The following is a 21,933-nucleotide window of genomic DNA, read 5'->3' on the forward strand; positions in this document are numbered from 1 at the left end:
CATTTCCACGCCCTTCGCTACGACACGCCACGTACGTCAATCGATTGACGTCAATCGATTGACGTCGCATAATGACAAGTGAAACAACCACACCATCGCAACGGCGCCATCACCGTGGAACGCAACATATCAGTCACCCCATCAAGGCAAAGGACAGCCATGACCGATTTCACCCCGGCAACCCCCGTGTTCAATCCCATCCTCGATCATCAGGCCGAGCTGGCCAAGGCGGAGGAGGGAGTGGCCGCACTCGCCGCCAAGCGCGTCGACCGCTGGTACCCGAAGTACCACATCGCCTCAAACGGCGGTTGGATCAACGACCCGAACGGCCTGTGCTACTACCATGGCCGCTGGCACGTCTTCTACCAGCTGCACCCGTACAGCTCCCACTGGGGCCCGATGCACTGGGGCCACGTCTCCTCAACCGACATGATCCACTGGAAGCGCGAGCCGATCATGTTCGCCCCCTCCCTGGAGGAGGACAAGCACGGCGTGTTCTCCGGTTCCGCCGTCATCGGTGACGACGGCAAGTTGCGCTTCTACTACACCGGCCACCGCTGGCGCAGCCCGGAGGACCGCACCGACGACTGGCAGGTGCAGCTGCTCGCCACCCCGGACAACGACGAGCTCACCTCCGCCACCAAGCAGGGCATGATCATCGACTGCCCGACCGATCGCGTCTTCCATAACTTCCGCGATCCGAAGGTGTGGAAGACCGGCGACACCTGGTACATGACCTTCGGCGTCTCCTCCGCCGAAAAGCGCGGCCAGATGTGGCTGTTCACCTCCGAGGACATGGTGTCCTGGAAGTACGAGCGCGTGCTGTTCGAGCACCCGGATCCGAACGTGTTCATGCTCGAATGCCCCGACTTCTTCCCGCTGAAGGACAAGGACGGCAACGAGAAGTGGGTCATCGGCTTCTCCGCGATGGGCTCCAAGCCGAACGGTTTCACCAACCGCAACGAGGTCAACGCCGGATACATGATCGGCACGTGGGAACCGGGCGGCGCATTCCAGCCGGAGACCGAATTCCGCCCGTGGGATTGCGGCCACAACTACTACGCGCCGCAGTCGTTCAACGCCGGTGGCGCGGACGGCCGTCAGATCATCTACGGCTGGATGGCCCCGTTCATGGACCCCGCACCTTCCATGGAGGACGGCTGGTGCGGCCAGCTCACCCTGCCGCGTGAGATCACGCTCGGCGCGGACGGCGATGTGGTGACCGCGCCGGTCGCCGAGATGGAGGGCCTGCGCGAGGATACGTACGATCATGGCGCGATCGTGCTTGACGGCGACGGCGAGAAGATCGTCTCCGACGACGCCGAGGCCGTCGAAATCGAAATGACCATCGACCTCGACCATTCCACCGCCGAGCGCGCGGGGCTCAAGATCCACGCCACCGAGGACGGCGCGTACACGTATGTGGCGTACGACGACCAGCTCGGCCGCGTGGTGCTGGACCGCCAGACCATGAAGCACGGCGATCGCGGTTACCGCACCGCTCCCCTGACCGAGGCCGAGCTCGCCGCCGGCACGCTGGATTTGCGTGTGTTCGTGGACCGAGGCTCCGTGGAGGTGTACGTCAACGGCGGCCATCAGGTGCTGAGTTCCTATTCCTACGCCTCCGAAGGCCCGCGTGCCATCAGGCTTGCGGCCGAATCCGGCTCGCTGACCGTCAGCTCGCTGAAGCTGCATCACCTGAAGTCCATCGGACTGGAGTAATAAGCCGACCGCCCGGTCGGCCGGGCGCGGACGTTTGGTCAGTCAATCCCCAAAAAGCCTCGCTGAGCCCATACTGCGCGAGGCTTTTCCGTATCCGCATACCCGTTTTACCGCGCTGGCGTATCCTCAGTGGGGTCCAACAGGGTGGTATTCCCCATTCCGCCCCGGTAAGCGCATGCCATCGGGGCGGAACAGATACCAGATGGCAGATACTCCACGCCATGACCCGGCTCGCAGAGGCAATATGGATGCCAGCTCCCCACTTAGCCCCACTCATCACGTCACGGCAGCGCTATCCCTGGCACGGTGCACCGGCGAAGTCCCATCCGAACGGTTGGCATCATCGCGGTTATACTGGGAGCCGTTCGCGCGGTTGGTGGCAGCAGCCGTGCCCACATCATAAGGAATCACGCCCCCGCATACGCGACAAGGGGCGTTGGTCTGATGTCTCGCGCGGGCTCCTCACCTTCCCGTCTGCCGAGAGTCGGACTGTAGCGCACTATGCGCGGAAGGCAAGGTGACATTGAGATGAAGATTGAAGTCAAGAAGGGTCTGACCAAGCTGGCGGCCGTGTTCGGAGCCGCCGCACTCGGCCTGTCCGTGGCGGCCTGCGGATCCACCAACACCGCCGATTCCGGCGATTCGGCCAAGGATTCGAGCACCCCCACCGTCTCGTTCATGCTGGACTGGACGCCGAACACCAACCACATCGGTCTGTACGTGGCCCAGAAGCTCGGCTATTACAAGGACGCCGGCGTCAACGTGAAGATCCTGCCCACCGCGCAGGCCGGCGCGGAAACCAGCGTCGAGAACGGCGTGGCCAACGTGGGCTTCACCACGCTGAGCAACGTGGCCGCCTTCAACTCGCAGGGCGCCGATCTGAAGTTCGTGTTCGACCTGACCCAGAAGCCGGTGGCCCGCTGGTGCGCGCTGGCCTCCCGCACGGACATCAAGACCCCGAAGGACCTGTCCGGCAAGACCTTCGTGAGCTTCGGCTCGGCCGAGCAGACCGCCGTGGTGCAGCAGATGATCAAGTACGCGGGCGGCACCGGCGAGATCAAGACCGCCACCGCCGGCACCAATACCTTCGAGACGCTGACCAGCGGCAAGGGTGATTTCGGCGGCTTCTACGTGACCTGGGAGGGCGTGGAGAGCGAGCTCAACGGCCCGGCCCTCAACTGCTTCGTGGCCTCCGACTGGGGCGTGCCGGGCAACCCGGACCAGCTCGGCTTCGCCGTGAACTCCTCCTGGCTCAAGGATTCCGCGAACGCCGACGCGCTCAAGAAGTTCATCGAGGCCACCAAGAAGGGCTACGACTACGCGCTGGCCAACCCGGACAAGGCCGCCGATCTGCTGGTCGAGCAGGCCAAGGAGGCCCAGCTCGATTCCAAGCTGACCCGCACCTCCATGGAGGAGATCGCCAAGAACGGCTACTGGACCACGGATGACGCGAAGTCCCTGCCCGGCACCGTGAACTTCGACGACGCCCAGCCGTATCTGGACTTCCAGTACAAGGCCGGCACGTACAAGGACAAGGACGGCAAGAACCCGGCCGAAGCCCCGCAGGCCAAAGAACTCGCCACGAACGATTACGTGGCCTGACGCCGATAACCGATAACCATGGCCTCCTCCTCGCGAGGGGGCCAATTCATCGGGTAAAGACTGTTATGAAGCAATTGCAATCTTGGCTCGCGCGCATCGCCCCGCCCGCACTGACCATCGGCGGCCTGCTGGTGGTCTGGGAGGCGGCGGTCCGGGCCGGACATATTTCGGAGCGTGTGCTGGCCGCCCCCACCCAGATCGTGGCCTCGATGGTCGATACCTGGCCCGACCTCATGACGGCCGCCTCCATCACCGCGTATGAAGGCATCACGGGCTTCGCCATCGCGATCGTGACGGGCATCGCCATCGGCATCGGACTGTATGCGTCCAAGACCATGTACCGGGCGTTCTACCCGCTGCTGGCGGCCGCGCAGACCATCCCGCTCATCACGGTGGCACCGTTGTTCATGATCTGGTTCGGCTTCGAACCGTTGGGCAAGATCGTGATCGTGGCCGTGTTCGGCGTGTTCCCCATCGCCGTGCAGACCGCGCGCGGACTCAACGCCGTGCCGCAGTTCTATGAGGATGTGGCGCTGACCTGCGGCGCCACGCGATTCTGGACGCTCACGCATGTCAAGCTCAGGGTGGCGGCCCGCCAGATCTTCGGTGGTCTGCGCATCGCCGCCGCGTACGTCTTCGGCACGGCGGCCACCGCCGAATATCTGGGCGCGATGAACGGCCTGGGCATCTGGCTGCAGGCCGCGTTCAACTCGTTCCGCACGCCGCTGATCTTCTCCGCCACCGTGGTGGTGATCGCCCAGACGGCGATACTGCTGGGCGTCATCTCGCTGGTGGAGTGGCTCGCGCTCGGCAATGGCAAGGACGAGGATCTCGACCAGTAGAAACCTAGCCTAAGGAAGAGGCGGCTGGTGGGATGCGTGTTGTTCGGACCGTAAGCAGCGGAGGCGCATGCTATGCTCTGCGAGCATGCGCCGGAGCGAGGCCGAACGGCCTTGAGTGTGTCGGAACAACACGCATCCCACCAGCCGCCGGACACCCTATTGGAAGGGTCAACTACCCCGGCTTGGGTTCGGTGAGGCTCTCCTCAGCGAGGGGAGCCAGTTTTACTTGGCATTGCCGAATCGACGGTCACGGTGGATGTAGTGGTCGATGGAGCGCCAGAGGACCTCACGGCCGCAGTCGGGGAAGAGTTCGGGCACGAAGTCGAGTTCAGCGTAGGCGGCCTCCCACGGCAGGAAGTTCGACGTGCGCTGCTCGCCGGACGTACGAATCACCAGATCGCAGTCGGGAATATCCGGGTTGTACAGGTGGTCGGCGATCATCTTCTCGGTGACGCGGTCGCCGGAAATCCTGCCGTCACGCACCTCGCGGGCGATAGCGGCGCAGGCGTCGGCGATTTCGGCGCGCCCGCCGTAGTTGATGCAGAACACCACATCGATGACCTTGTTGTTCTTCGTGCGCTCCTGTGCGATCTCCAGCTCGTCGATCACCGACTTCCACAGCTTCGGACGGCGGCCGGACCAGCGCACGCGCACGCCCCACTCGTCCATCTGCGCCACGCGGCGGTGGATGATCTCACGCGAGAACCCCATGAGGAAGCGCACTTCCTGCGGCGAGCGCTTCCAGTTCTCGGTGGAGAACGTGTAGAGCGACAGGTAGCGCACGCCCGCCTCGATGGCGCCGGCGATGGTGTCGAACACCACTGGTTCGGCGGCCTGATGACCGTTGGTGCGGATCATGCCGCGCTGCTTGGCCCAGCGGCCGTTGCCGTCCATGATGACGCCCACATGACGGGGCACCTTGTCCTTGGGGAAATCGGGGATGCGGGCGGGGTCGGAAAACGGTGCCGCCGGAATGCTCAACGAAGTGTAGTCGACGTTCTCAAAAGCCATACTCACGAATCTATCAAGCGCAGCGAACGAATCGGCCGCTCCAGGTAATACTCCCCCCAATCTTCAACCAACTGTTCGGCGACGGTGTCGAGCGGCTCGGCGTCGAGCACCGTCCAGTCGCCGTCCACGAGCGCCGCGAACTGGCGCAGGGCGAGCGGTGGGATGCGGCGGGCGTCCGTGGTGTGGTCGGCCTCGCACATCACGCCTCCGGCCGCGATGGACAGGTAGGCGCCTTCGCGTTGGCCGCACACCACGCAGGTGGTGAGTCGCGGCGTCCAGCCGGCCAGGGCAAGCGCGCGCATCACGTAGGAGTCGCCGATGGCCCGCGGCGCGTGAGCGTGTTTGGCGAGCGCGTTCAAGGCGCCGATGACGAGCCGGTACTGCCGCACGGTCTGCTCGTGTTCGGTGTTCACCAGTTTGTCCGCGGTCTCCACGATGACGTTGGCGGCCTCGTACGCCGCGTAATCGGTGGCGATGGCGGCTCCGTACGCGGCCACGGATTCGGCTTGGGAGACCACGTCCAGCGAACGGCCCTCGGCGATGAGCACATCCACGCGCATGAACGGTTCGAGCCGGGCGCCGAACCGCGATTTGATGCGTCGCACGCCTTTGGCCACCGCACGTATCTTGCCGTGCCCGCGGGTCAGCAGGGTGATGATGCGGTCCGCCTCACCGAGTTTGGCGGTCCTCAGGACCACGGCCTCGTCACGGTAGAGCGACATTGGTTTTCTCTCCTCGTTTCCCGTTTCCGGTAATGGTTCGGAACGCGGTCAGTAGATGAACAGCCCCCAGAAGGCGAAGAACAGCAGCACGTTGAGCATGGTGAAGGTAACGAGCCAGAACAGCACGCGGCCGAGCCTGGTGGAGGCGAGCACCGGTTCGGTTCCAGTGACGATGCCGTGGACGGCCCCCTTGCGCGGCGGCCATTGGATGAGCCCGCGAGCGGAGGCGACTTCGATGAGCCGCATGAACACGCGCGACCATGCCCAGACCACCAGCACGGAGACCACCTGGATCACCGGCCAGCTCCAGTACATCACGCCCGGCGTTTCGGTGGGGGCGCCGCCCCACGCCAGTCGGACCACGCCCATGACCACCTGGCCGAGGCCCGCGGCGAAGATGAGCAGCGTGGCCAGCGTGGTGAAGGTCAGGGTCAGGAGGGCGCCGCCGAAGCCGTGCGAGAAACCGAGCACGACCGGTTTGGCGGGCAACGGCACGGTTGTCGCCGTTCCGTCCGGCCTGTCCTGCCCGCGGCCTTTCAGCGCCTGCCTGCGTGCGCGCCGCCAGCGCGAGCGGACCACGATGACGCGGACCAGCGCCACGAGCGCGAGCGTCGCAGAGGCGATCAGCAGCAGGATCAGCGTGGCGTGCAGGATCAGGCCGTAGATGGTGCCGGCGCGACGCGCCTTCAGCGCGCCCGGCAGGCCGATGGACTGGTACAGGTCGGTGCCGGCCACCCGTTCGCTGGTCTGTTTGAGGCCCGCGGCGGTGCCGACGGCCCAGTCGATGAGGTCGTCCACGTAGGCATCGGCGAACGGCGTTCCGGCTTCGGATTCGTCGCCCAGGCGCAGCACATGGTTGGCCACCGGATAGCTGCGGACCGTCACATCCCAGTTGCCGGCGCGGTGCGCCTCGTACAGGATCGCTCGCACGCCGTCCACCTGCGCGGTCATCACGTCCTTGGACCCGTACGCCACGTAGGTGGGAATGTCGTACGCACCGGGACCGAGGGTACGGATGTCGAAGTTCGTCAGTCCCACCACGGTGCCGTCCGCGCTGAACAGTCGCTGCACGATGGATTGGTAGCCGTCGTTCGCGCCAGCCAGCGTGAAGTCCTGGGTCACGAAGAAGCCGAGGGATTGGCGGGGGCTGAAGACCATCGGACTTAACAGGATCTGGAAAGCGATGTCCGGGTCGTCCTCGAGCAGGTACGAGGAGATCCATGTGGATTCGGAGGTGGCGTAGATGCCGACCTTTGAGGCGTCCACGTTGTTCTGGTCACGCAGGTAGGCGATGACCTGGTCGTAGGCCTTGGCGGAGGCCGGGTAGTCGCGGTTGATGTCGGTGGTGTTCCAGACGGGCTTGTCCAGCACGGCGGTCACGAAGCCGGCGGAGGCCATGTCCGCGGCCACGTCGCCGAAGGAGTTGTCGCAGGTGCCGTAGCCCGCGCCGTGCATGAAGACGACGGCCGGGCGCTTGCCGGAGGCGCCTTCGGGCTCGCGGATGAGTACCTTGATGGCCTGCACGCCCTGTTCATTGGCCTTGTTCCGTACGCCCGCCTGCGTGGTCAGGGATCCGTCGCGCGCGATGTTGAGGGTGACGTACCGCTCGGTGACGGTGTACGAACCTTTGTCCGGCAGACCGGAACCGGTGGCGGTGTCGAAGGTGACCGCCGTGTCGTCGCTGAGGGTGGCCATCGATTGGCCTGTGGGTTCGATGTTCCACGGCACGATGGTGATGTTGGAGACGGCCGCGAGGATGCCGAACAGCATGATGAAGATGGGCAGGCTGACCATCAGCCGATGGCCGCGGGTCCATGGCCGGGTTTCGCTCTGCTGTTCCTGATTCGACACGCAGACCATTGTGGCACCGGGCCTGCCCTGTTATGTCGGCGGCGAACAACGAAAACGCCACCGGCCCGGTAAGGGCCGATGGCGGAATACAGCAATGGGATATGTCAGCGGTTCGGATGCTGGATCGGCACGACGACCGGGCCGGTGGAGCCGGCGGGCACCTGGCCGTCCGCCTCCATCTGGGCGGCGATCTCCTGCGCCTTGGTGAGCAACGTCTCCACGATCTGGTCCTCGGGCACGGTTTCGATGACCTTGCCCTTGATGAAGATCTGGCCCTTGCCGTTGCCGGAGGCCACGCCGAGGTCGGCCTCACGCGCTTCGCCGGGGCCGTTGACGATGCAGCCCATCACGGCCACGCGGATCGGCGCGGTCACGTCCTTGAGGCCTTCGGTCACGGCGGAGGCAAGCTGGATCACGTCCACCTGGGCACGGCCGCAGCTCGGGCAGGAGATGATGTCGAACTTGCGGGGGCGCAGTCCCATGTATTCCAGGAGCTTGCAGCCCACCTTGACCTCTTCGACCGGTGGGGCGGAGAGGGACACGCGGATCGTGTCGCCGATGCCCTCGGCCAGCAGGGCGCCGAACGCGAGGCAGGACTTGATGGTGCCCTGCCATGCGGGGCCGGCCTCGGTGACGCCGAGATGCAGCGGCCAGTCGCCCTTGGATGCGAGCAGTCGGTACGTTTCGACCATGGTGATCACGTCGTGGTGCTTGACGGAGATCTTGAAGTCATGGAAGCCCACGTCCTCGAACATGTGCGCTTCCTTGAGGGCGGAAGCCACGAGCGCCTCGGGGGTGGGGCCGCCGTACTTGGCGTAGAGCTCCTTGTCCAGCGAGCCGGCGTTCACGCCGATGCGCAGGGAAATGCCCGCGTCCGTGGCGGCCTTGCAGATGTCCGGGCCGACCTGATCGAACTTGCGGATGTTTCCGGGGTTCACGCGCACGGCCGCGCAGCCGGCGTCGATGGCCTGGAACACGTACTTGGACTGGAAGTGGATGTCCGCGATGACCGGGATCGGCGACTTGCGGCAGATCTCGGGCAGGGCGTCGGCGTCGTCCTGGCTGGGCACGGCCACGCGCACGATGTCGCAGCCGGCGGCGGTCAGCTCGGCGATCTGCTGGAGCGTGGCCGGCACGTTCGCCGTAAGCGTGTTGGTCATGGACTGCACGGAGATGGGGGCTCCCCCACCCACCGGCACCGGTCCGACCATGATGCGGCGGGACTTGCGGCGCGGATGCAGCGGCGATTCGCTGGTCAGCTCCGCCGGGTCCCCGGTCTTGCGGAACGGCTTGTTGACAGGTAGTTCGGTGCTCAACGTATTCATCACTGCTTGTTTATCAGGTCATCGGCGCGACGGCGGGCCTCGTGCTCAACCTGACTCATTTCCTCCACGTCGGCGAACAGCGGGTTGCCGCGCAGTTCGGCGTCCATCTCGTCAAGTACCTCCTTGACCGTGTCGACGATGCCGAGGTAGGGCAGGCGGTGGTCGAGGAAGGCATGCACGGCCTGCTCGTTGGCCGCGTTCAGCACGGCCGTATGCTTCTCGGACGCGGACAGGCAGTGACGCGCCAGCGAGACGGCGGGGAACGCCTCGTCGTCCAACGGTTCGAAGGTCCACGTGGCGGCCTTGGTCCAGTCGCAGGCCGCGGCCACGTCGCCCATGCGGTCGGGCGCGGACAGGCCCAGCGCGATGGGCAGGCGCATGTCCGGCGGCGAGGCCTGGCAGATGGTGGCGCCGTCCACGAACTCGACCATGGAATGGACGATGGACTGCGGGTGCACGGTCACGTCGATGCGTTCGGGCGGCACGTCGAACAGTCGGGACGCCTCGATGACCTCAAGGCCCTTGTTCATCAGGGTCGAGGAGTTGATGGTGACCACCGGGCCCATGTTCCAGGTGGGGTGGTGCAGCGCCTGCTCGGGTGTGATGTTCGCCATGTCCGCGCGCTTCCAGCCGCGGAACGGGCCGCCCGAGGCAGTGACCACGAGCTTGGCCACTTCGGCGTGGGTACCGCTTCTCAACGACTGCCAGATGGCGGAATGCTCGGAGTCCACGGGGTTGATCTGCTGTTCGCGTACCTGGGCGCCGAAGAGCAGATGGCCGCCGGCCACCACCGATTCCTTGTTTGCCAGCGCGAGCTGCGAACCTGCCTGAAGCGCCGCGATCGACGGTTCGAGGCCAATGGATCCGGTGATGCCGTTGAGCACCACGTTCGCGCCGGAGCCCGCCATGGCGAGGACCGCTTCCGGACCTCCGCTGACGCGCACCGAGGAACGGGCACCGGCCTGTTCGAGCGCCTCACGCAGGGCCGGGACCTTGGATTGGTCGTACACGGCGATTTCCGGCACGCGGAACCGGATCGCCTGCTGGGCGAGCAATTCCACATGTCCACCGCCCGCGGCCAATCCGGTGACGGTGAAGCGCTCGGGATGACGTGCGATGACGTCAAGTCCCTGGGTGCCGATGGATCCGGTGGATCCGAGGATGACGACGCTGGAGTTGGAGACTATGCTCACTGTTCCTTCTTCGGTTCATGGTCGTTCAGGGTCGGGAAGGACAGATCCGGGATGTCCGTGTCGAATCCGTTCTCCAACGGGAAGAACGACGGGAAAAGATCGTCGGTGTGATGCTGCGCCGGGGACAGCGATGCCGGTGCCGCGGGCGGCTGCGTCGAATGATGCTCGTCCGACGGCGTGCCCGACTGCACGCCGGAGTCGTCGGATGGCGTCCCGCTGGTGCCGGCATGTCCGACGGACGACGGCATGACGGGCTCGGGCAGGTCGTTGAGCTTGAGGACGCTTGGCGTGTCGAGGCTCGGCATCTTGGGCTCGAAGGCCTGCGTGCGGATGGCCGGCATCTCCTGGGAGATCTCCACCATGTGGGCCAAGGCGGCCAGGGAGGAGTCGTCGCGCGAGGTGTCGATGACCGGCTCGGTGCTCTCCGGCGCATGCCGGGCGGCGGCATCGCGGGTGTGCAGGGGTGCGAACGATGGCGCGGCGGGCGGTTCCGGAGCCGGCTGCGCCGCGGTCTGCACCGGGGCGGCATAGTCGGACGCGGCGGATGCGGCGGCATGGGAATCGGCCGGAGACTGCGCGGCAGGTTCGGCGGCAGTGGCCTGGCCGGCAGAGGTCTGACCGGCCTTGGTGCCGAACGGATCGTCGGGAATCGGGGAAAGCACCACGGTTTCGGACTGGGCCACGGCGGGAGCGGCGGTGGCAGGCGTGGGCGTCACCGGTTCGGCGTGCCGGTGCTCCGGCATGACGGACGGAGCGTATGAGACGGGCTGCGGCGCGGACGGGCCCGAAGGCGCGGATGCGGAGAACGCGGGCGCGTACGAAACCGGCTTCTCCTGCGCGGCAGGAGCGGCGAACAGGTCGCGCTCGGCCTGATGAAGCGCGTCGAACGACTCGTGGTAGACCGGGGAGGCCGCCATCTGGGGCTGCGCCTGCACGGCGGGTTCGGGGGCCGGAGCCTGCGGGGCGGCGGAGGCAAACAGGGAGGAGACGTCCGCGGCGTGTGCCGGGGACGCGGCCTCGGCCGCGGCCACAGCCGAGGAATCGCCCACGAAATCAGCCACGCGGGCATAGGATTCGAGGCGGCTCAGCAGCTGGACGCAAGTGTTGAGGAAATAGTCCACCTGCCGTTCGTCATAGCCCTTCTTGCCCTTGCGCTGGGTGAAGACCACGTTGTTGACCGCATTGGCGTTGAGGTCCGCGAGCTTGCGCACGTCCTCCGGGTTGACGCCGTCCACGCCCAGGGAGGCGGCGGCCTTGTCCACGATCTGGTCGACGAGGCGATCCACCTGCTTCTTGTCATAGGAAGGCTGCTTGGCATTGCCGGAGCGGAAACGTTCGCGTTCGGCGCGTTCGGCGTGCTTGGCGATCTCCTGGTAGAGCTTCTCGGTCTGCGCCTTCCATGCCACGCGGCCATGCTGGGAGATCTCCCAAGTGGTCTGCTTGTCCACCACGGCGCGTTCGAGACGGCTCAGCGCGGCGTCCACCTGGCTGATGACATAGCCGTTCTTGGCCACGTCGAAGGAGACGTCCTGGATGTCGCGCTGGGTGAGCTTGGCGCCCTCGCTGTCATACAGCGCGTGGGCTCGTTCCAGGAAGCCATCGACCTGAGCCGGATCGTACCCCCACTTGCGCTTGCCTGCACGGGCGATGCCCGACTTGCTTTCCCCTTCACGAAGTTTCTGCGCCATCGGCTGTCCGACCTCCTGCTGAATGAAACACTCCGAACACAACTTTACGTGACTGTTGCGACGCCCGCCGTCAGCGCCTTCCCGGTTTCCTTCCCGTTCTCACTGCGCCGGGAAGGCCGGGAAGGTCACTCGTTACCGGCAGCCGGGCCGTCGGAATCGCCCGGAGCGTCCGGGTCGTGGGAACCGCCCTCATCACCGTCCTCGCCGAGGAGCTTGGACAGTTCGGCGTCCCAGTCGATGTCGCTTGACTTGCCGTCCGCCGCCGGATGCGTGGCGCCGATGCCGGAGGCACCGGAGCCGGAAGCGGAACCGGCACCGGCCGTACCGGATGCGCCGGAATCGTCCGATCCGGACCGGTCGCCGGGCAGGACGGGCAGCAGATCAGGGTGGGACCACTTCGCGTCTCGGCCTTCGGAGCCTTCGGCGGCGGTGATCATCTCCCACAGGCCGGCCGCCTCGCGCATGCGCTTGGGGCGCAGCTGCAGGCCGAGCAGGCTTTCGAAGGTGCGTTCGGCGGGGCCTCCCATCGCGCGTTCGCGGCGGGTCATCTCGCGCAGCTGCTCGATGTGCGGCAGGTGTGCCATGCCCGCGCGCCACACCACGCAATCGACCCAGCCTTCGACCATGGCCAGCAGCGATTCGAGCGAAGCGAGCGCCTCACGCTGTTCGGGCGTGTCCGGAATGCCGACCTTGGTGAGGTTGACCGCATCGGAGATGGACTCGGGGTCCATGGACGTGGCGTCGCGCAGTTGCTCCTCCATCGCGTCCAGGTCGATGGAGATGCCACGCGCGTACTTGCCGATGAGCGCCTCGAAGCGGGGCATCAGCCACGGCACGGAGGCGTACAGGCGGGCATGGGCCATCTCCTGCAATGCCAGATAGGACAGGACCTCGGATTCGGGGATCTTCTCGGTGGCGTTGAACCCGGCGAAGGCGGCCTCGAACGCGGCCTGGTCGGCGGCGGACTCGGACGAATCGGCTTGCGCGGACCCGGCCGGATCGGTGCCGGCATCGGCCTTGCGGGCGGATGTGAAGCCGATCGGGTTGCCGGAAGCATCGCCGTCGGCCGCACCGGAGACACCGCTCCCCTGCGTGCCGTCGGTCGTCGTCTCGCCGTTGAGCGCCTTGGCGTATTCGGTGGCGTTCTGTGCGATCAACGCGCCGGCGGGGTTCTTGGTGAGCGCGATGCCCTGGTCGAAGCTGCCGTGCACCTCGTGACTCAGGTTGCCGGCCGCATGCCCCAGCTGCATGGCGAAGGACGTGTTGCCGAGCAGTTTGATGAGCTGGGCCGGATCCTTCATGCCGTCCGGGATCGGAATCGGCACCGGGCCGGCGAACATGCCGGCGATCTCGCCGTCGCCCAGCATGCCGCCGAGTCGTTCGGAGATCACGGAGGCGAGCGCGTCGTTCATCGATTCGGCCACGGGCGCGGCGAACTTGGCCCACTGGTCGATGGTGCCTTCCACCCATCCGGCGCGGGTGAGCACGTCCGGCTCGCCGGGCGCGGGGTTGAACTCGCAGGCGGTGTCCAGCCAGAGGTTGGCCTCGCTCATCGCGCGGCGCGCGGCCTCGCCCTCGATGGCGGTCACGCTGGAGGCCGAGCCGGCCGCGTTGGCCTGCTGCAGGGCGATGGATTTGGCGAGTTTGACGTTGATGGGCCCCTCCTCCACCGTGCGCTGCATGTCGCCCATGGTGTTGAGTCCGCCGGCCGTGAACGCGGCCATCATCTGCTGGACTTCGGACGGATCGGGCAGTCTGCCGGGATCCTGGCTCATGAGCTGCTCGCGGATCTCGGCGGGCAGCTGGTTGATCTGCTGCCAGGCCATCTCCCCCTGCACGGGGCCGAAGCACTTGATGAGCCATTCGTGAATCGCGTTGTCGTCCATGCGTATCCTTCTTTGCCGCGGTGTGTTACCCCAAGGTCTGTTACCCCAAGTGTAGGGTCTTCCCGCGCCCGTTCGCCTGCGGCCGAGGTTTTTTTCGCGCCGCGCGTCCTGACGGGTCCCGCGCGCGGCTCGTGCAGGACCGTTGCATACACTGTTGGATATGTTTGCACGTCACAGGAATGAACAGTCCGAACAGCCTTCCCGGAGTGGACGGGCCGGAGAAGCCGCGGCCGACGGTCTCGGCGCGCGGGTGGCGCGTTTCCTTGCCGGGTACTGGCGGGATGTGCGCCGGTACGTCACGAGCCGTTCGCCCCGGTATTGCGTCGGCGCGCTGGCCGTGATCCTGGGTACGGCGATCCTGCTGCTGCCGAGCCCGTACGTCATCGAGATGCCCGGCCCCACCCAGGACGTGCTCGGCAAGGTCAAGGAGGGGCAGGTGATCGCCGTGTCCGGCAGCGGCGTCGAGACGCATCGTGATTCCGGCAAGCTGCTGCTGGTGACGGTGAGCGCGTCGGGCGTGCCCGGCTACCCGATCATCAACGCGCAGGCCGTATGGGGGTGGGCCAACCCGCATGTGGAGGTCATGCCGCGCGAGGCCGTGGTGCCGGTGGGCCAGACCGCCGACGAGTACCAGAAGAAGGTCGATTCGGACATGACCGGCTCCCAGGATTCGGCGGCCAAGGCCGGGCTCGCGTATATGAAAGCGCATGCGGACGAGCTCGGCATCAGCAAGGCCACGCTGAAGAACCTCAAGGTGACGATGCATGTGGACAGCATCGGTGGCCCGTCCGCCGGCATGATGTACACGCTGGGTCTCATCGACAAGCTCACCCCCGCCGAGGAGACCGGCGGCGAGACCATCGCCGGCACCGGCACCATCGATGCGAAGGGCAAGGTGGGCAAGATCGGCGGCATCCGGTTGAAGATGCTCGGCGCCAAGCGCGACGGGGCCACATGGTTCCTGGCACCGGAGTCGAACTGCGCGGATGTGGTGGGGCATGTGCCGGACGGGCTGCGGGACGTGAAGGTCTCCACGCTGGACGAGGCGTATCAGGCGCTCGTCGCCATCGGCAGGGGGCAGGCGGACGACCTGCCGCACTGCACCGCGTGAGTCGCACGGATCGCCGCGGCATCGTGACGTAGATCGCCGCGAGCTAGTTGCGAACGGCCGCGGACGAAGCTGTCACCCGATCGGCCCGACGCACGGCCGTCGGTCTTCCGTCCCTTCCCCGAACGTCCGGTGTCCACAATCCGAAGGTTTTTTCGGTGCCGTTAACGCGATTGTTCGCAGTGGCTTGCTAATGTATCCCCTGTGAATCAAACGGCATCACAGAACGCGGAAGAATTCGGTTTCAAGCCTGGAGACATCATCCAGGAATGGCTCTGGGACGACGACGTGGACGATTCCATCCGCGCCGAGATCGAGAAGCTCACCGGCGAGGAGCTCGTGGACGAGGACTATGACTCCGCGGTGGATGGCGTCATTCTGTGGTGGCGCGACGGCGACGACGAGGACGAACTGTCCGACACCATCGTCGATGCGTACGCGGTGCTCGGCGACGACGGCCCGCTGTGGGTGCTGACTCCGAAGCCCGGTCGTCCGGGTGCGGCCAGCTCCTCCACCGTGCAGTCCGCCGCGAAGACCGCCGGCATGAACGCGGCCACCCCGCTGACCGTGGGCCCGGACTGGAACGGCATCCGTCTGCGCGCCTTCGGCAAGGGCCGCTGACTGGTTTTCGCGACCATTTCGCATTATTCGACGTCAAGTGTCGCGTCGGGTCCGCCCATGCGCTATTCTTGACATCCGCGGGCAATTAGCTCAGTTGGTTAGAGCGCCACCTTTACACGGTGGATGTCGGGGGTTCGAGTCCCTCATTGCCCACCTTTCCAGACCGTTGGAATACCAACGGAATCAAGCCATTCCGGCAGGTACAAGTTCCTTTTTGCCCACATTTTGCCCACATTCCAATTCGACCGCCGCACCCACCATGCGCGACACGTCCATCAGATCGGAGTCGAACAGGTCGGCATACACATCCAGCGTCATGGCCGCCGACTTATGCCCCAGCATCCTTTGCAACGCCTTGACGTTCGCCCCGGCATGCACGGCAATGCTCGCCGCCGTGTGACGAAGGTCATGCGGACTGGGCCAATCATCATGCTCCCACCCCAATCGTTTCAAAGCGCTGGGCCACCAGGTGCGATTGCCTCGCACGGCACTCACCGACTGCATGCGAATCGGCCCTCCCCCGGTATCGGAGAACACGCGGTCACCGGCGTGTCGCTCGGCCAATAGAGGACGAAGCGCATCGCTTACGATGACAGGCATGGGCACATTGCGCATCTCATAGGACTTTGGCGTTCCCTCGACCGGACGCCCCCTCACCCACACGATATTGTGCCGGACCGTCAACAAGCCGCGTTCGAGATCCACATCCTCGCGCCGCAACCCTGCGGCCTCGCCCCATCTCAACCCGCAAAACCCGAGCAGCAGGACGAGAGCCCGTCGTTCAGCGCCAAGATTCATGGCCTTCCCGCATTCTTCGGCGAAACGCACCAGCCGGGGTATGGGCAGGTACACCCGACGTTCCTTCCGCACGGGTTTCCTTGGCAGATCAAGCCCTTTACACGGGTTCTCGGCTATGAGACGATCCTCCACCGCACGGTCGAGCACAGCGGAGACTATGCCCTTGGCTCGGAGGACCACGCTTGCGGAACGGTCCAGGGCGAGCGTGCCGACCCATTCCTGAAGCTCGGCGTTGGTGATGTCGCCTATGCGCCGGCCACCCCATTTCGGACCGACGTGGGTACGGTATGAAGTCTCCGTGGTTTCCAGTTGGCTTGGTTTCCAGAACGGCTTTTTCATGGACAACCACGATTCATACATGTCGCGAAACAATCGGTTGCCGGCCTGTGGGTCGATGAACGTGCCGGTGGCCTTGGCGATGGTGACGTGTTCTGCGGCCCAGTTCTCGGCGTCCTTCTTGCGTTTGAACCCGCGTTTGTCGGTCTGCGTGCCGTCCGGTTTCCGGTAGCGGACCCTGTACCGCACTTCGCCTTTGCTGGTGGTGTATTTCACGATGTTCGCCATGGGATGGCCTTTCTCCGTGTCCTGTTAAGGTTGTCCGGTTATGATTGGCGCACACGTAGTGTGGTGTGGGAGGACTGATGAGCCATGAACATGGTCAAGGCGATGTCGAGAGGCGTGAGACGCGGGCTGGCAATCGCGTCGAGCCCGGACACAAGGAACGACTTCCGCAAGATTCGGGAGAACATTCTGACGGCGAACGTGCAGAGGTCGTCGGCGGAACTGGTCAAGAAGGCGATGGCAGATTCGACCAGACGGCTGATCCGCGGTCTCTGATTGCCAGCGCATCCTACTGGGCTGGCTCCGTGCCTGCTCCGGAAGATATGGCCGCGTTCAAAAAGGTCGACGCCACATTCCCCGAACGTATCCTCCATATGACCGAGCAGACCGTCGAAACGCAGAACAAGGCGCTTCTGTCCGCGTCCAGGCTGGAGGCCTGGTCCGTGGCGATTACTTCCGTGGGATACACCGTTCTTCCATGGGCCGCGGCGCTCGTGTTCGGATTCACCGGGCATGATATTCCCGCCGCCATCGCCGCTGTTGCTGGTCTTGCGGAAACCGGCCCGAAAATCATCAAGGCCATCAAGGGTGATAAATCTTCGGGAGACGAGCCTTCGCAGGGAGACAAGGCTTAGCATTTTCGGGTGTGCTTCGCCCGGCCCGTCGGCTAGGATGGGTGGGTGAAGCATCCTCCTTTCTTATTTCCTTGTTGGATTCTTCAACCGCCGGAACCGGAGTGTTGGTAGCACTCCCCCGGCTAGTGCCCCGTTCGGCGTTGGTGCGCCGGCGGGGCCTTTTTCGTATTTTCAGGCGTCTTGGAGGGCGCTGACTCGTTGGGGGCTGACGCCGGTGACGGTGGCCACGTCGCGGACGGTGAGTCCTTCCCTGCGGAGGGTGGCGACGGTGGTGCGGGCGAGTTTTGATGCTTCGTCCTGGGCCCTGCGGGCGGCGTCACGTTTGACGAACAGTTCCTCGACCATGCGGCTCGTGGCCGCGTCGAGTTTCGGGTCGAGGGTGACGGAGCCGACCCGCACGTCGAGCATTTCGGCGGCGTCGCGCACCTGGTCGGCGACCTGGTCGAGGCGGCGGGCCTGGGTGAACAGGCCGGGGATTTCGGGCACTTCGACGGCCCACCAGCCGTCCGCGCGTTGGCAGACGGCGGTGACGTCCTTGTTTTCGCTCATTTCATGTTCCTTTCGATGTATTTCAGGATGCCTTTGGCGGTGAGTTCGTTGATCTCGCCGTGGCGTGGGACGGTGGTCTGGGCGTTGCCGACGGTGACTTTGCTGTGGTTGCCGCCTTCGTCCCAGATGTCCGTCAGCCCGTTGTCCTTGGCGAGCCGGTGGATTCGTTTTTCGAGGTCTTTTCTCTTCATAGTTATAGTCTATACCTATTTACTAATTCAAGTCAAGGGGTATTTACTAACGTGAGTCGTGGAGCCATTCCCGGTAGTCGTCGATGATCTCGGGAGTGACGTTCAGCTCGTCGGCCATGAGCCACTTGTCACCCTCGTACATGCGTTCCGCCAGGGCGTATTCGGCCGGGTTGATGAGCTCGCGGGCGGCGGTCATCCTGCATCGGTGTTCGCGCGTGTGGTCGTCGTCGCCGTACATGCGGTGGACGAGCTCATGGACGAGCGTGCAACGTTTGCGCGTGTAGGTCATGCGACGGTCGATGAGGATGGTGTCGTCGTCACGGTCGTACATGCCGTTCGTGTCGTCGTCGAACAGGCTGCTGGCGACGGTCAGGCCGGGCGCGACCCTGTACAGGAGCATGCGCATGGGACCGTAGTTCGCATGCGCGTCGACGGGGATGGCGGTCATTTCGGGTCACTCCCAGTGCAGCGGGGACCTCCGAAAATGAGAGAACCTCCCGGGTTGCGCACTGTGAGTAGGCGTGGGAGGCTTCTGTTGTCGTTCATGGTAGCATCCATTTCTGTTTTGTGCGTGTTGTCAAACGCCGACCATTTTCCCGAGGCCGGGAAAATGGTCTGAAGGCAGTGTTTCCAATGGTTTTGAACTTGTAAGAAATGCTTGCAAGTTGAACTGGCGAAGAATAATCGACGGTTCGGTTCGAGTCATTCGGAAATTCCGGACGGCTTATGCGATGTCTGGGTCTGGGTCGTATTTGTGGCTGTCGTGGTAGGCGGCGTAACCCTTGCCGCTGCGGTATTTCCTCATCGCACGCTCCTTCGCGGCCTGTTCACGCGCCGCGGTCTCCTCCAAGGACTCGCCGTCCGCACCCGTATAGTCGGCGGCTTGGATGGTTGGGGTTTCGGTTGGTTGGGTAGCTTGCTGTTGGATGCGTTCGGCTTCGGCGATGATGCGGCGGAGGGTTTGGACGGGATCCGCATTGCAGGCTTCGCAGATCGCCAGGAACTCAGACAAACGAACCGGAGCCTTCGCTCCATTATGGATATCACCCACACGGACATGGCTGATAACGCCTCCCATGCGATCGGCCATCGCTCTTAACGAAAGCCCCGATCGATCGATGATCTGGGCTAGTTCATTTTTCGCCGCATGATCGATTGCGGTCCATTCAACTCTAGAAGCCATGACTAAAGGCTACATGTAAGCATGTGAAGACACGCAGACACTTGACTTTATGTAAGCGTGTGCTTACGTTAATGGTGTTGTCAGCAAGAGCTTACGGAAAGGATCGAGGAAATGAAGAACGAGGACTGGAACCACCTGGCCGAGACCGAGACCAAGGCCACGGTCACCCGCGAGGGATGGAACAAGACGCTGACCTTCGAATGGGAGAACGGCCGGACCCTGACCATCCACCGGACACCGGAAGGCCTGGCCAGCTTCGAGACCCACGGTGACGGCACGTTCTACCTCACGTCCGCGGCGGCGGACGAGATCCGCCGATTCCTGTTCTAACCCCCGGCCGGGGATCCCGGCCTCCACCTTTCGGAAGGAGAAACCCCTGATGCTCACCCAAGCCCAGCGTGCGGCCGCCAAGGCCGTCGAGAACACGAAGAAACGCATGCTCCTGACCAAGACCCCACGGGTCAGGATCGCCGAGGAAAGCGGCGTAAACCGTCAGACCGTCGCCAAATACATCGAACACTCGAACGACATGACCATCAGCATGTTCGTCGCCGCCCAGCAGCTCACCGGCGGGGATCCCGTCAAGGAGCTCGCCGACGCACTGCAGGCCACGGAAAAGGACCCCGCATGAACAGGCCGGAACCACCCACGCTCCAGTTGGAGCACTCCCCCGGGTTCACGTTGCGCGAATACCGGGATCCCGGAAACGAATGCTCGCTGGTCGTGTTCGAAACCGAACTCGACGAGTTCGGCCTGAGTTTCGCCATCGACCTGTTCGAGGACGGACAGACCAGCAACGTGATCGAAACCAATGGCCCCATCGGCGAGGACCTGACCGCGGAACAACTCAACACGTTCGGCGACCGATGCGACCTGCTGCAGGAATGGTTCGACGACTGCGCCACCGCCCAGGCATGAGCCGACCGACACCGGCGGGAGCTCACGCGGCTCCTGACCGGCCAGACAAAAGAAATGCCGCCGATTGCAGCGGCGGCGACAACCACATGAAAGGAATGATCCAAATGGTCAAATCCAGTATACAGGGGTTCCTCCTCGGCCCGGACGACCGGTACCTCACATGCAAGGAGGCCATGGAGGTGACCGGCAAAAGCTACCAGTCGCTGGCCCACATGCGCCACTACGGGGGCGGCCCCGAATTCATAAAACTCCCGCCCGTCAGAGGCAAGACCCAAGGCAAGCTGCGCGACACGCTGCCCGTCCGCTACTCGCTCAAACGCTGCCAGCGATGGATGGAATCCCGCGGCACCCAAACCAGCACCAGACTGCCCGAACCAGCGAAAGGAACCAGATCATGAAATCAGACAGCACGATCCTCGACGACGTCGACATTCCCGGCGTGAAAACCCAATACTACCGGGACAAGCTGGCCGACGCATTCCAGGTCATACACCAGCTCGCATCCGCCGCGTTCATGAACGGCGACCACAGGATATACGAGCTCGCCAACCAGGCGGAACTGAAGATCCACGTGCTCGACATGGCCGTCGACCAACTCGACAAGAAGGAGGAGTCATGAGCATCGACGCATTGCACAAGAACCGGAACAAACGCCGTCGCCGTTGGCCGAGACCACGGTTGACGGACGCCCGCAGGGCGATGCTCCTGCTCTCATTGGCGTTCACGGAGGGTTGGCTGTGCTGCTACACGGTCACCCACAGCAGGCTCCCCCAGCCGTTGGGCACGGGCACCCCGCAGTGGATGATCACCGGCAGCCTGCTCACGGCCATCATCCTGCCGTTCATATTCCTGCTAATCATCGCAAGGTACGAGCATGACGGCGACCGGTGACGGGTTCACGCTCCTGCTGCCGGGCGATCCGACACCAAAGGGCAGGCCGCGCGTCTACCGGGGGCATGCGGTCACGCCGCAACGCACCGCCCAGGCGGAAAACCGGCTGCGCATGGAATTCCGCCGCAAATACCCGCGGGCGGAACCCTACCGGTGCCCGGTCAGGTTGGACGCGGAGTTCTGGATGAGCCACCGTGGCCGTCCCGACCTGGACAACCTGCTGAAGCTCGTGTTGGACGGGTTGAACGGCGTCGCCTACCTGGACGACCAGCAGGTCGCGGAGACGCATGCGTTCAAACGGGTGCCCGACCCATGGGCGTACGGGGCGCGCGGACGCTACCGGCGGCGCAAGGCCGGCGACCCGTACACATCCTGCGGCCACGAATACGAGCCACACCTGTACATCCGCGTCCAACCGTTGCCGGAATGGACGCCACTCACATGACCATCATCGCGATCATCCTGCTGGCATTCACCGTGCTGGTCGGATGGATAGGAGGCAGACATTGAGCCGCCAGTACATGCCGCGCTGCCGCACCTGCGGCCCATTGGGACCGGCCGGAAACCTCGAACAGGCAGTCCGACAATGCGACGCGCATCATCTCAGACTTCCCACGCACCGGACCTTCTGGATGC

General features: G+C 64.6%; 26 protein-coding genes and 1 tRNA gene. 14 read left to right on the plus strand and 13 right to left on the minus strand.

Annotation, left to right across the window (positions count from 1 at the left end):
* The first annotated feature begins 159 nt into the window (after positions 1-159).
* From KIH81_RS06770 to KIH81_RS06780, 3 genes are all read left to right on the plus strand, one after another.
* A complete protein-coding gene (locus KIH81_RS06770; RefSeq protein ID WP_214304664.1) occupies positions 160-1,722 on the plus strand; it encodes a glycoside hydrolase family 32 protein in 1,563 nt (520 codons plus the stop codon).
* A gap of 528 nt (positions 1,723-2,250) precedes the next feature.
* Positions 2,251-3,324 (plus strand): ABC transporter substrate-binding protein, encoded by a 1,074-nt coding sequence (locus KIH81_RS06775; protein ID WP_217624885.1) that lies wholly within the window; start codon positions 2,251-2,253, stop codon positions 3,322-3,324.
* Positions 3,325-3,389: 65 nt separating this feature from the next.
* Positions 3,390-4,166, plus strand: coding sequence for an ABC transporter permease (locus KIH81_RS06780; protein WP_214304665.1), 777 nt, complete (start codon positions 3,390-3,392; stop codon positions 4,164-4,166).
* A 222-nt stretch (positions 4,167-4,388) separates the two neighbouring features.
* On the opposite strand, the gene KIH81_RS06785 is transcribed toward KIH81_RS06780, so the two are convergent.
* The 7 genes from KIH81_RS06785 to KIH81_RS06815 all read right to left on the minus strand — a co-directional run bounded on the left by KIH81_RS06785 (position 4,389) and on the right by KIH81_RS06815 (position 13,842).
* A complete protein-coding gene (locus KIH81_RS06785) occupies positions 4,389-5,177 on the minus strand; it encodes an isoprenyl transferase (protein WP_214304666.1) in 789 nt (262 codons plus the stop codon).
* A gap of 2 nt (positions 5,178-5,179) precedes the next feature.
* Positions 5,180-5,899, minus strand: coding sequence for a DNA repair protein RecO (recO, locus tag KIH81_RS06790; protein WP_214304667.1), 720 nt, complete (start codon positions 5,897-5,899; stop codon positions 5,180-5,182).
* 48 nt (positions 5,900-5,947) lie between these two features.
* A complete protein-coding gene (locus tag KIH81_RS06795) occupies positions 5,948-7,693 on the minus strand; it encodes an alpha/beta hydrolase family protein (protein ID WP_214304743.1) in 1,746 nt (581 codons plus the stop codon).
* A 161-nt stretch (positions 7,694-7,854) separates the two neighbouring features.
* Positions 7,855-9,075 carry a flavodoxin-dependent (E)-4-hydroxy-3-methylbut-2-enyl-diphosphate synthase gene (ispG, locus tag KIH81_RS06800; RefSeq protein WP_214304668.1) on the minus strand — a complete coding sequence of 407 codons (1,221 nt, stop codon included), beginning with the start codon at positions 9,073-9,075 and terminating at the stop codon, positions 7,855-7,857.
* Positions 9,075-10,268 carry a 1-deoxy-D-xylulose-5-phosphate reductoisomerase gene (dxr, locus tag KIH81_RS06805; RefSeq protein ID WP_214304669.1) on the minus strand — a complete coding sequence of 398 codons (1,194 nt, stop codon included), beginning with the start codon at positions 10,266-10,268 and terminating at the stop codon, positions 9,075-9,077. The genes ispG and dxr overlap by 1 nt, the downstream gene beginning before the upstream one ends.
* Positions 10,265-11,956, minus strand: coding sequence for a DivIVA domain-containing protein (locus KIH81_RS06810; protein ID WP_214304670.1), 1,692 nt, complete (start codon positions 11,954-11,956; stop codon positions 10,265-10,267). Before KIH81_RS06810 ends, dxr begins: the two co-directional genes overlap by 4 nt.
* Before the next feature lie 125 nt (positions 11,957-12,081).
* The gene (locus tag KIH81_RS06815) at positions 12,082-13,842 is read right to left on the minus strand and encodes a zinc-dependent metalloprotease (RefSeq protein WP_214304671.1); all 1,761 of its coding nucleotides are present in this window, start codon (positions 13,840-13,842) and stop codon (positions 12,082-12,084) included.
* Positions 13,843-14,092: 250 nt separating this feature from the next.
* Between KIH81_RS06815 and KIH81_RS06820 the strand changes: the two genes are divergently transcribed.
* The 3 genes from KIH81_RS06820 (at position 14,093) to KIH81_RS06830 (ending at position 15,724) form a co-directional block, all read left to right on the plus strand.
* Complete coding sequence (locus tag KIH81_RS06820; RefSeq protein WP_338024745.1) at positions 14,093-14,953, plus strand: YlbL family protein; 861 nt, start codon at positions 14,093-14,095, stop codon at positions 14,951-14,953.
* Positions 14,954-15,154: 201 nt separating this feature from the next.
* A complete protein-coding gene (locus KIH81_RS06825; protein WP_109057571.1) occupies positions 15,155-15,571 on the plus strand; it encodes a DUF3052 domain-containing protein in 417 nt (138 codons plus the stop codon).
* A 79-nt stretch (positions 15,572-15,650) separates the two neighbouring features.
* Positions 15,651-15,724, plus strand: a tRNA-Val gene (locus tag KIH81_RS06830).
* 30 nt (positions 15,725-15,754) lie between these two features.
* Here the strand turns inward: KIH81_RS06830 and KIH81_RS06835 are convergent.
* Positions 15,755-16,933, minus strand: a complete 1,179-nt coding sequence (locus tag KIH81_RS06835) for a tyrosine-type recombinase/integrase (protein ID WP_214304672.1) — start codon at positions 16,931-16,933, stop codon at positions 15,755-15,757.
* Between the two features lie 77 nt (positions 16,934-17,010).
* Between KIH81_RS06835 and KIH81_RS06840 the strand changes: the two genes are divergently transcribed.
* On the plus strand, positions 17,011-17,565 hold the full coding sequence (locus KIH81_RS06840; protein ID WP_214304673.1) for a hypothetical protein: 555 nt from the start codon (positions 17,011-17,013) through the stop codon (positions 17,563-17,565).
* A gap of 171 nt (positions 17,566-17,736) precedes the next feature.
* Here KIH81_RS06840 and KIH81_RS06845 read toward each other — a convergent pair whose 3' ends face one another.
* The 4 genes from KIH81_RS06845 to KIH81_RS06860 form a co-directional block, all read right to left on the minus strand.
* Positions 17,737-18,114, minus strand: coding sequence for a type II toxin-antitoxin system HicB family antitoxin (locus KIH81_RS06845; protein WP_214304674.1), 378 nt, complete (start codon positions 18,112-18,114; stop codon positions 17,737-17,739).
* The gene (locus tag KIH81_RS06850; protein WP_214304675.1) at positions 18,111-18,305 is read right to left on the minus strand and encodes a hypothetical protein; all 195 of its coding nucleotides are present in this window, start codon (positions 18,303-18,305) and stop codon (positions 18,111-18,113) included. Before KIH81_RS06850 ends, KIH81_RS06845 begins: the two co-directional genes overlap by 4 nt.
* A gap of 46 nt (positions 18,306-18,351) precedes the next feature.
* The gene (locus KIH81_RS06855; RefSeq protein WP_214304676.1) at positions 18,352-18,753 is read right to left on the minus strand and encodes an ImmA/IrrE family metallo-endopeptidase; all 402 of its coding nucleotides are present in this window, start codon (positions 18,751-18,753) and stop codon (positions 18,352-18,354) included.
* 276 nt (positions 18,754-19,029) lie between these two features.
* A complete protein-coding gene (locus KIH81_RS06860; protein WP_214304677.1) occupies positions 19,030-19,488 on the minus strand; it encodes a helix-turn-helix domain-containing protein in 459 nt (152 codons plus the stop codon).
* Positions 19,489-19,599: 111 nt separating this feature from the next.
* Here KIH81_RS06860 and KIH81_RS06865 point away from each other — a divergent pair, with 111 nt between their 5' ends.
* From KIH81_RS06865 to KIH81_RS06895, 7 genes are all read left to right on the plus strand, one after another.
* On the plus strand, positions 19,600-19,818 hold the full coding sequence (locus KIH81_RS06865; RefSeq protein WP_214304678.1) for a hypothetical protein: 219 nt from the start codon (positions 19,600-19,602) through the stop codon (positions 19,816-19,818).
* 49 nt (positions 19,819-19,867) lie between these two features.
* Positions 19,868-20,119 (plus strand): hypothetical protein, encoded by a 252-nt coding sequence (locus KIH81_RS06870; protein ID WP_214304679.1) that lies wholly within the window; start codon positions 19,868-19,870, stop codon positions 20,117-20,119.
* Complete coding sequence (locus KIH81_RS06875; RefSeq protein WP_214304680.1) at positions 20,116-20,406, plus strand: hypothetical protein; 291 nt, start codon at positions 20,116-20,118, stop codon at positions 20,404-20,406. Before KIH81_RS06870 ends, KIH81_RS06875 begins: the two co-directional genes overlap by 4 nt.
* A gap of 104 nt (positions 20,407-20,510) precedes the next feature.
* The gene (locus tag KIH81_RS06880) at positions 20,511-20,804 is read left to right on the plus strand and encodes a helix-turn-helix transcriptional regulator (RefSeq protein WP_214304681.1); all 294 of its coding nucleotides are present in this window, start codon (positions 20,511-20,513) and stop codon (positions 20,802-20,804) included.
* Positions 20,801-21,025 (plus strand): hypothetical protein, encoded by a 225-nt coding sequence (locus tag KIH81_RS06885; protein WP_214304682.1) that lies wholly within the window; start codon positions 20,801-20,803, stop codon positions 21,023-21,025. The genes KIH81_RS06880 and KIH81_RS06885 overlap by 4 nt, the downstream gene beginning before the upstream one ends.
* Positions 21,022-21,297, plus strand: a complete 276-nt coding sequence (locus KIH81_RS06890) for a hypothetical protein (RefSeq protein ID WP_214304683.1) — start codon at positions 21,022-21,024, stop codon at positions 21,295-21,297. The genes KIH81_RS06885 and KIH81_RS06890 overlap by 4 nt, the downstream gene beginning before the upstream one ends.
* A complete protein-coding gene (locus tag KIH81_RS06895) occupies positions 21,281-21,742 on the plus strand; it encodes a RusA family crossover junction endodeoxyribonuclease (protein ID WP_214304684.1) in 462 nt (153 codons plus the stop codon). Before KIH81_RS06890 ends, KIH81_RS06895 begins: the two co-directional genes overlap by 17 nt.
* On the opposite strand, the gene KIH81_RS06900 is transcribed toward KIH81_RS06895, so the two are convergent.
* On the minus strand, positions 21,735-21,899 hold the full coding sequence (locus KIH81_RS06900) for a hypothetical protein (RefSeq protein ID WP_214304685.1): 165 nt from the start codon (positions 21,897-21,899) through the stop codon (positions 21,735-21,737). The genes KIH81_RS06895 and KIH81_RS06900 overlap by 8 nt on opposite strands.
* Between the last annotated feature and the right edge of the window lie 34 nt (positions 21,900-21,933).

Source organism: Bifidobacterium miconisargentati, assembly GCF_019331675.1.
GTDB lineage: Bacteria > Actinomycetota > Actinomycetes > Actinomycetales > Bifidobacteriaceae > Bifidobacterium > Bifidobacterium miconisargentati.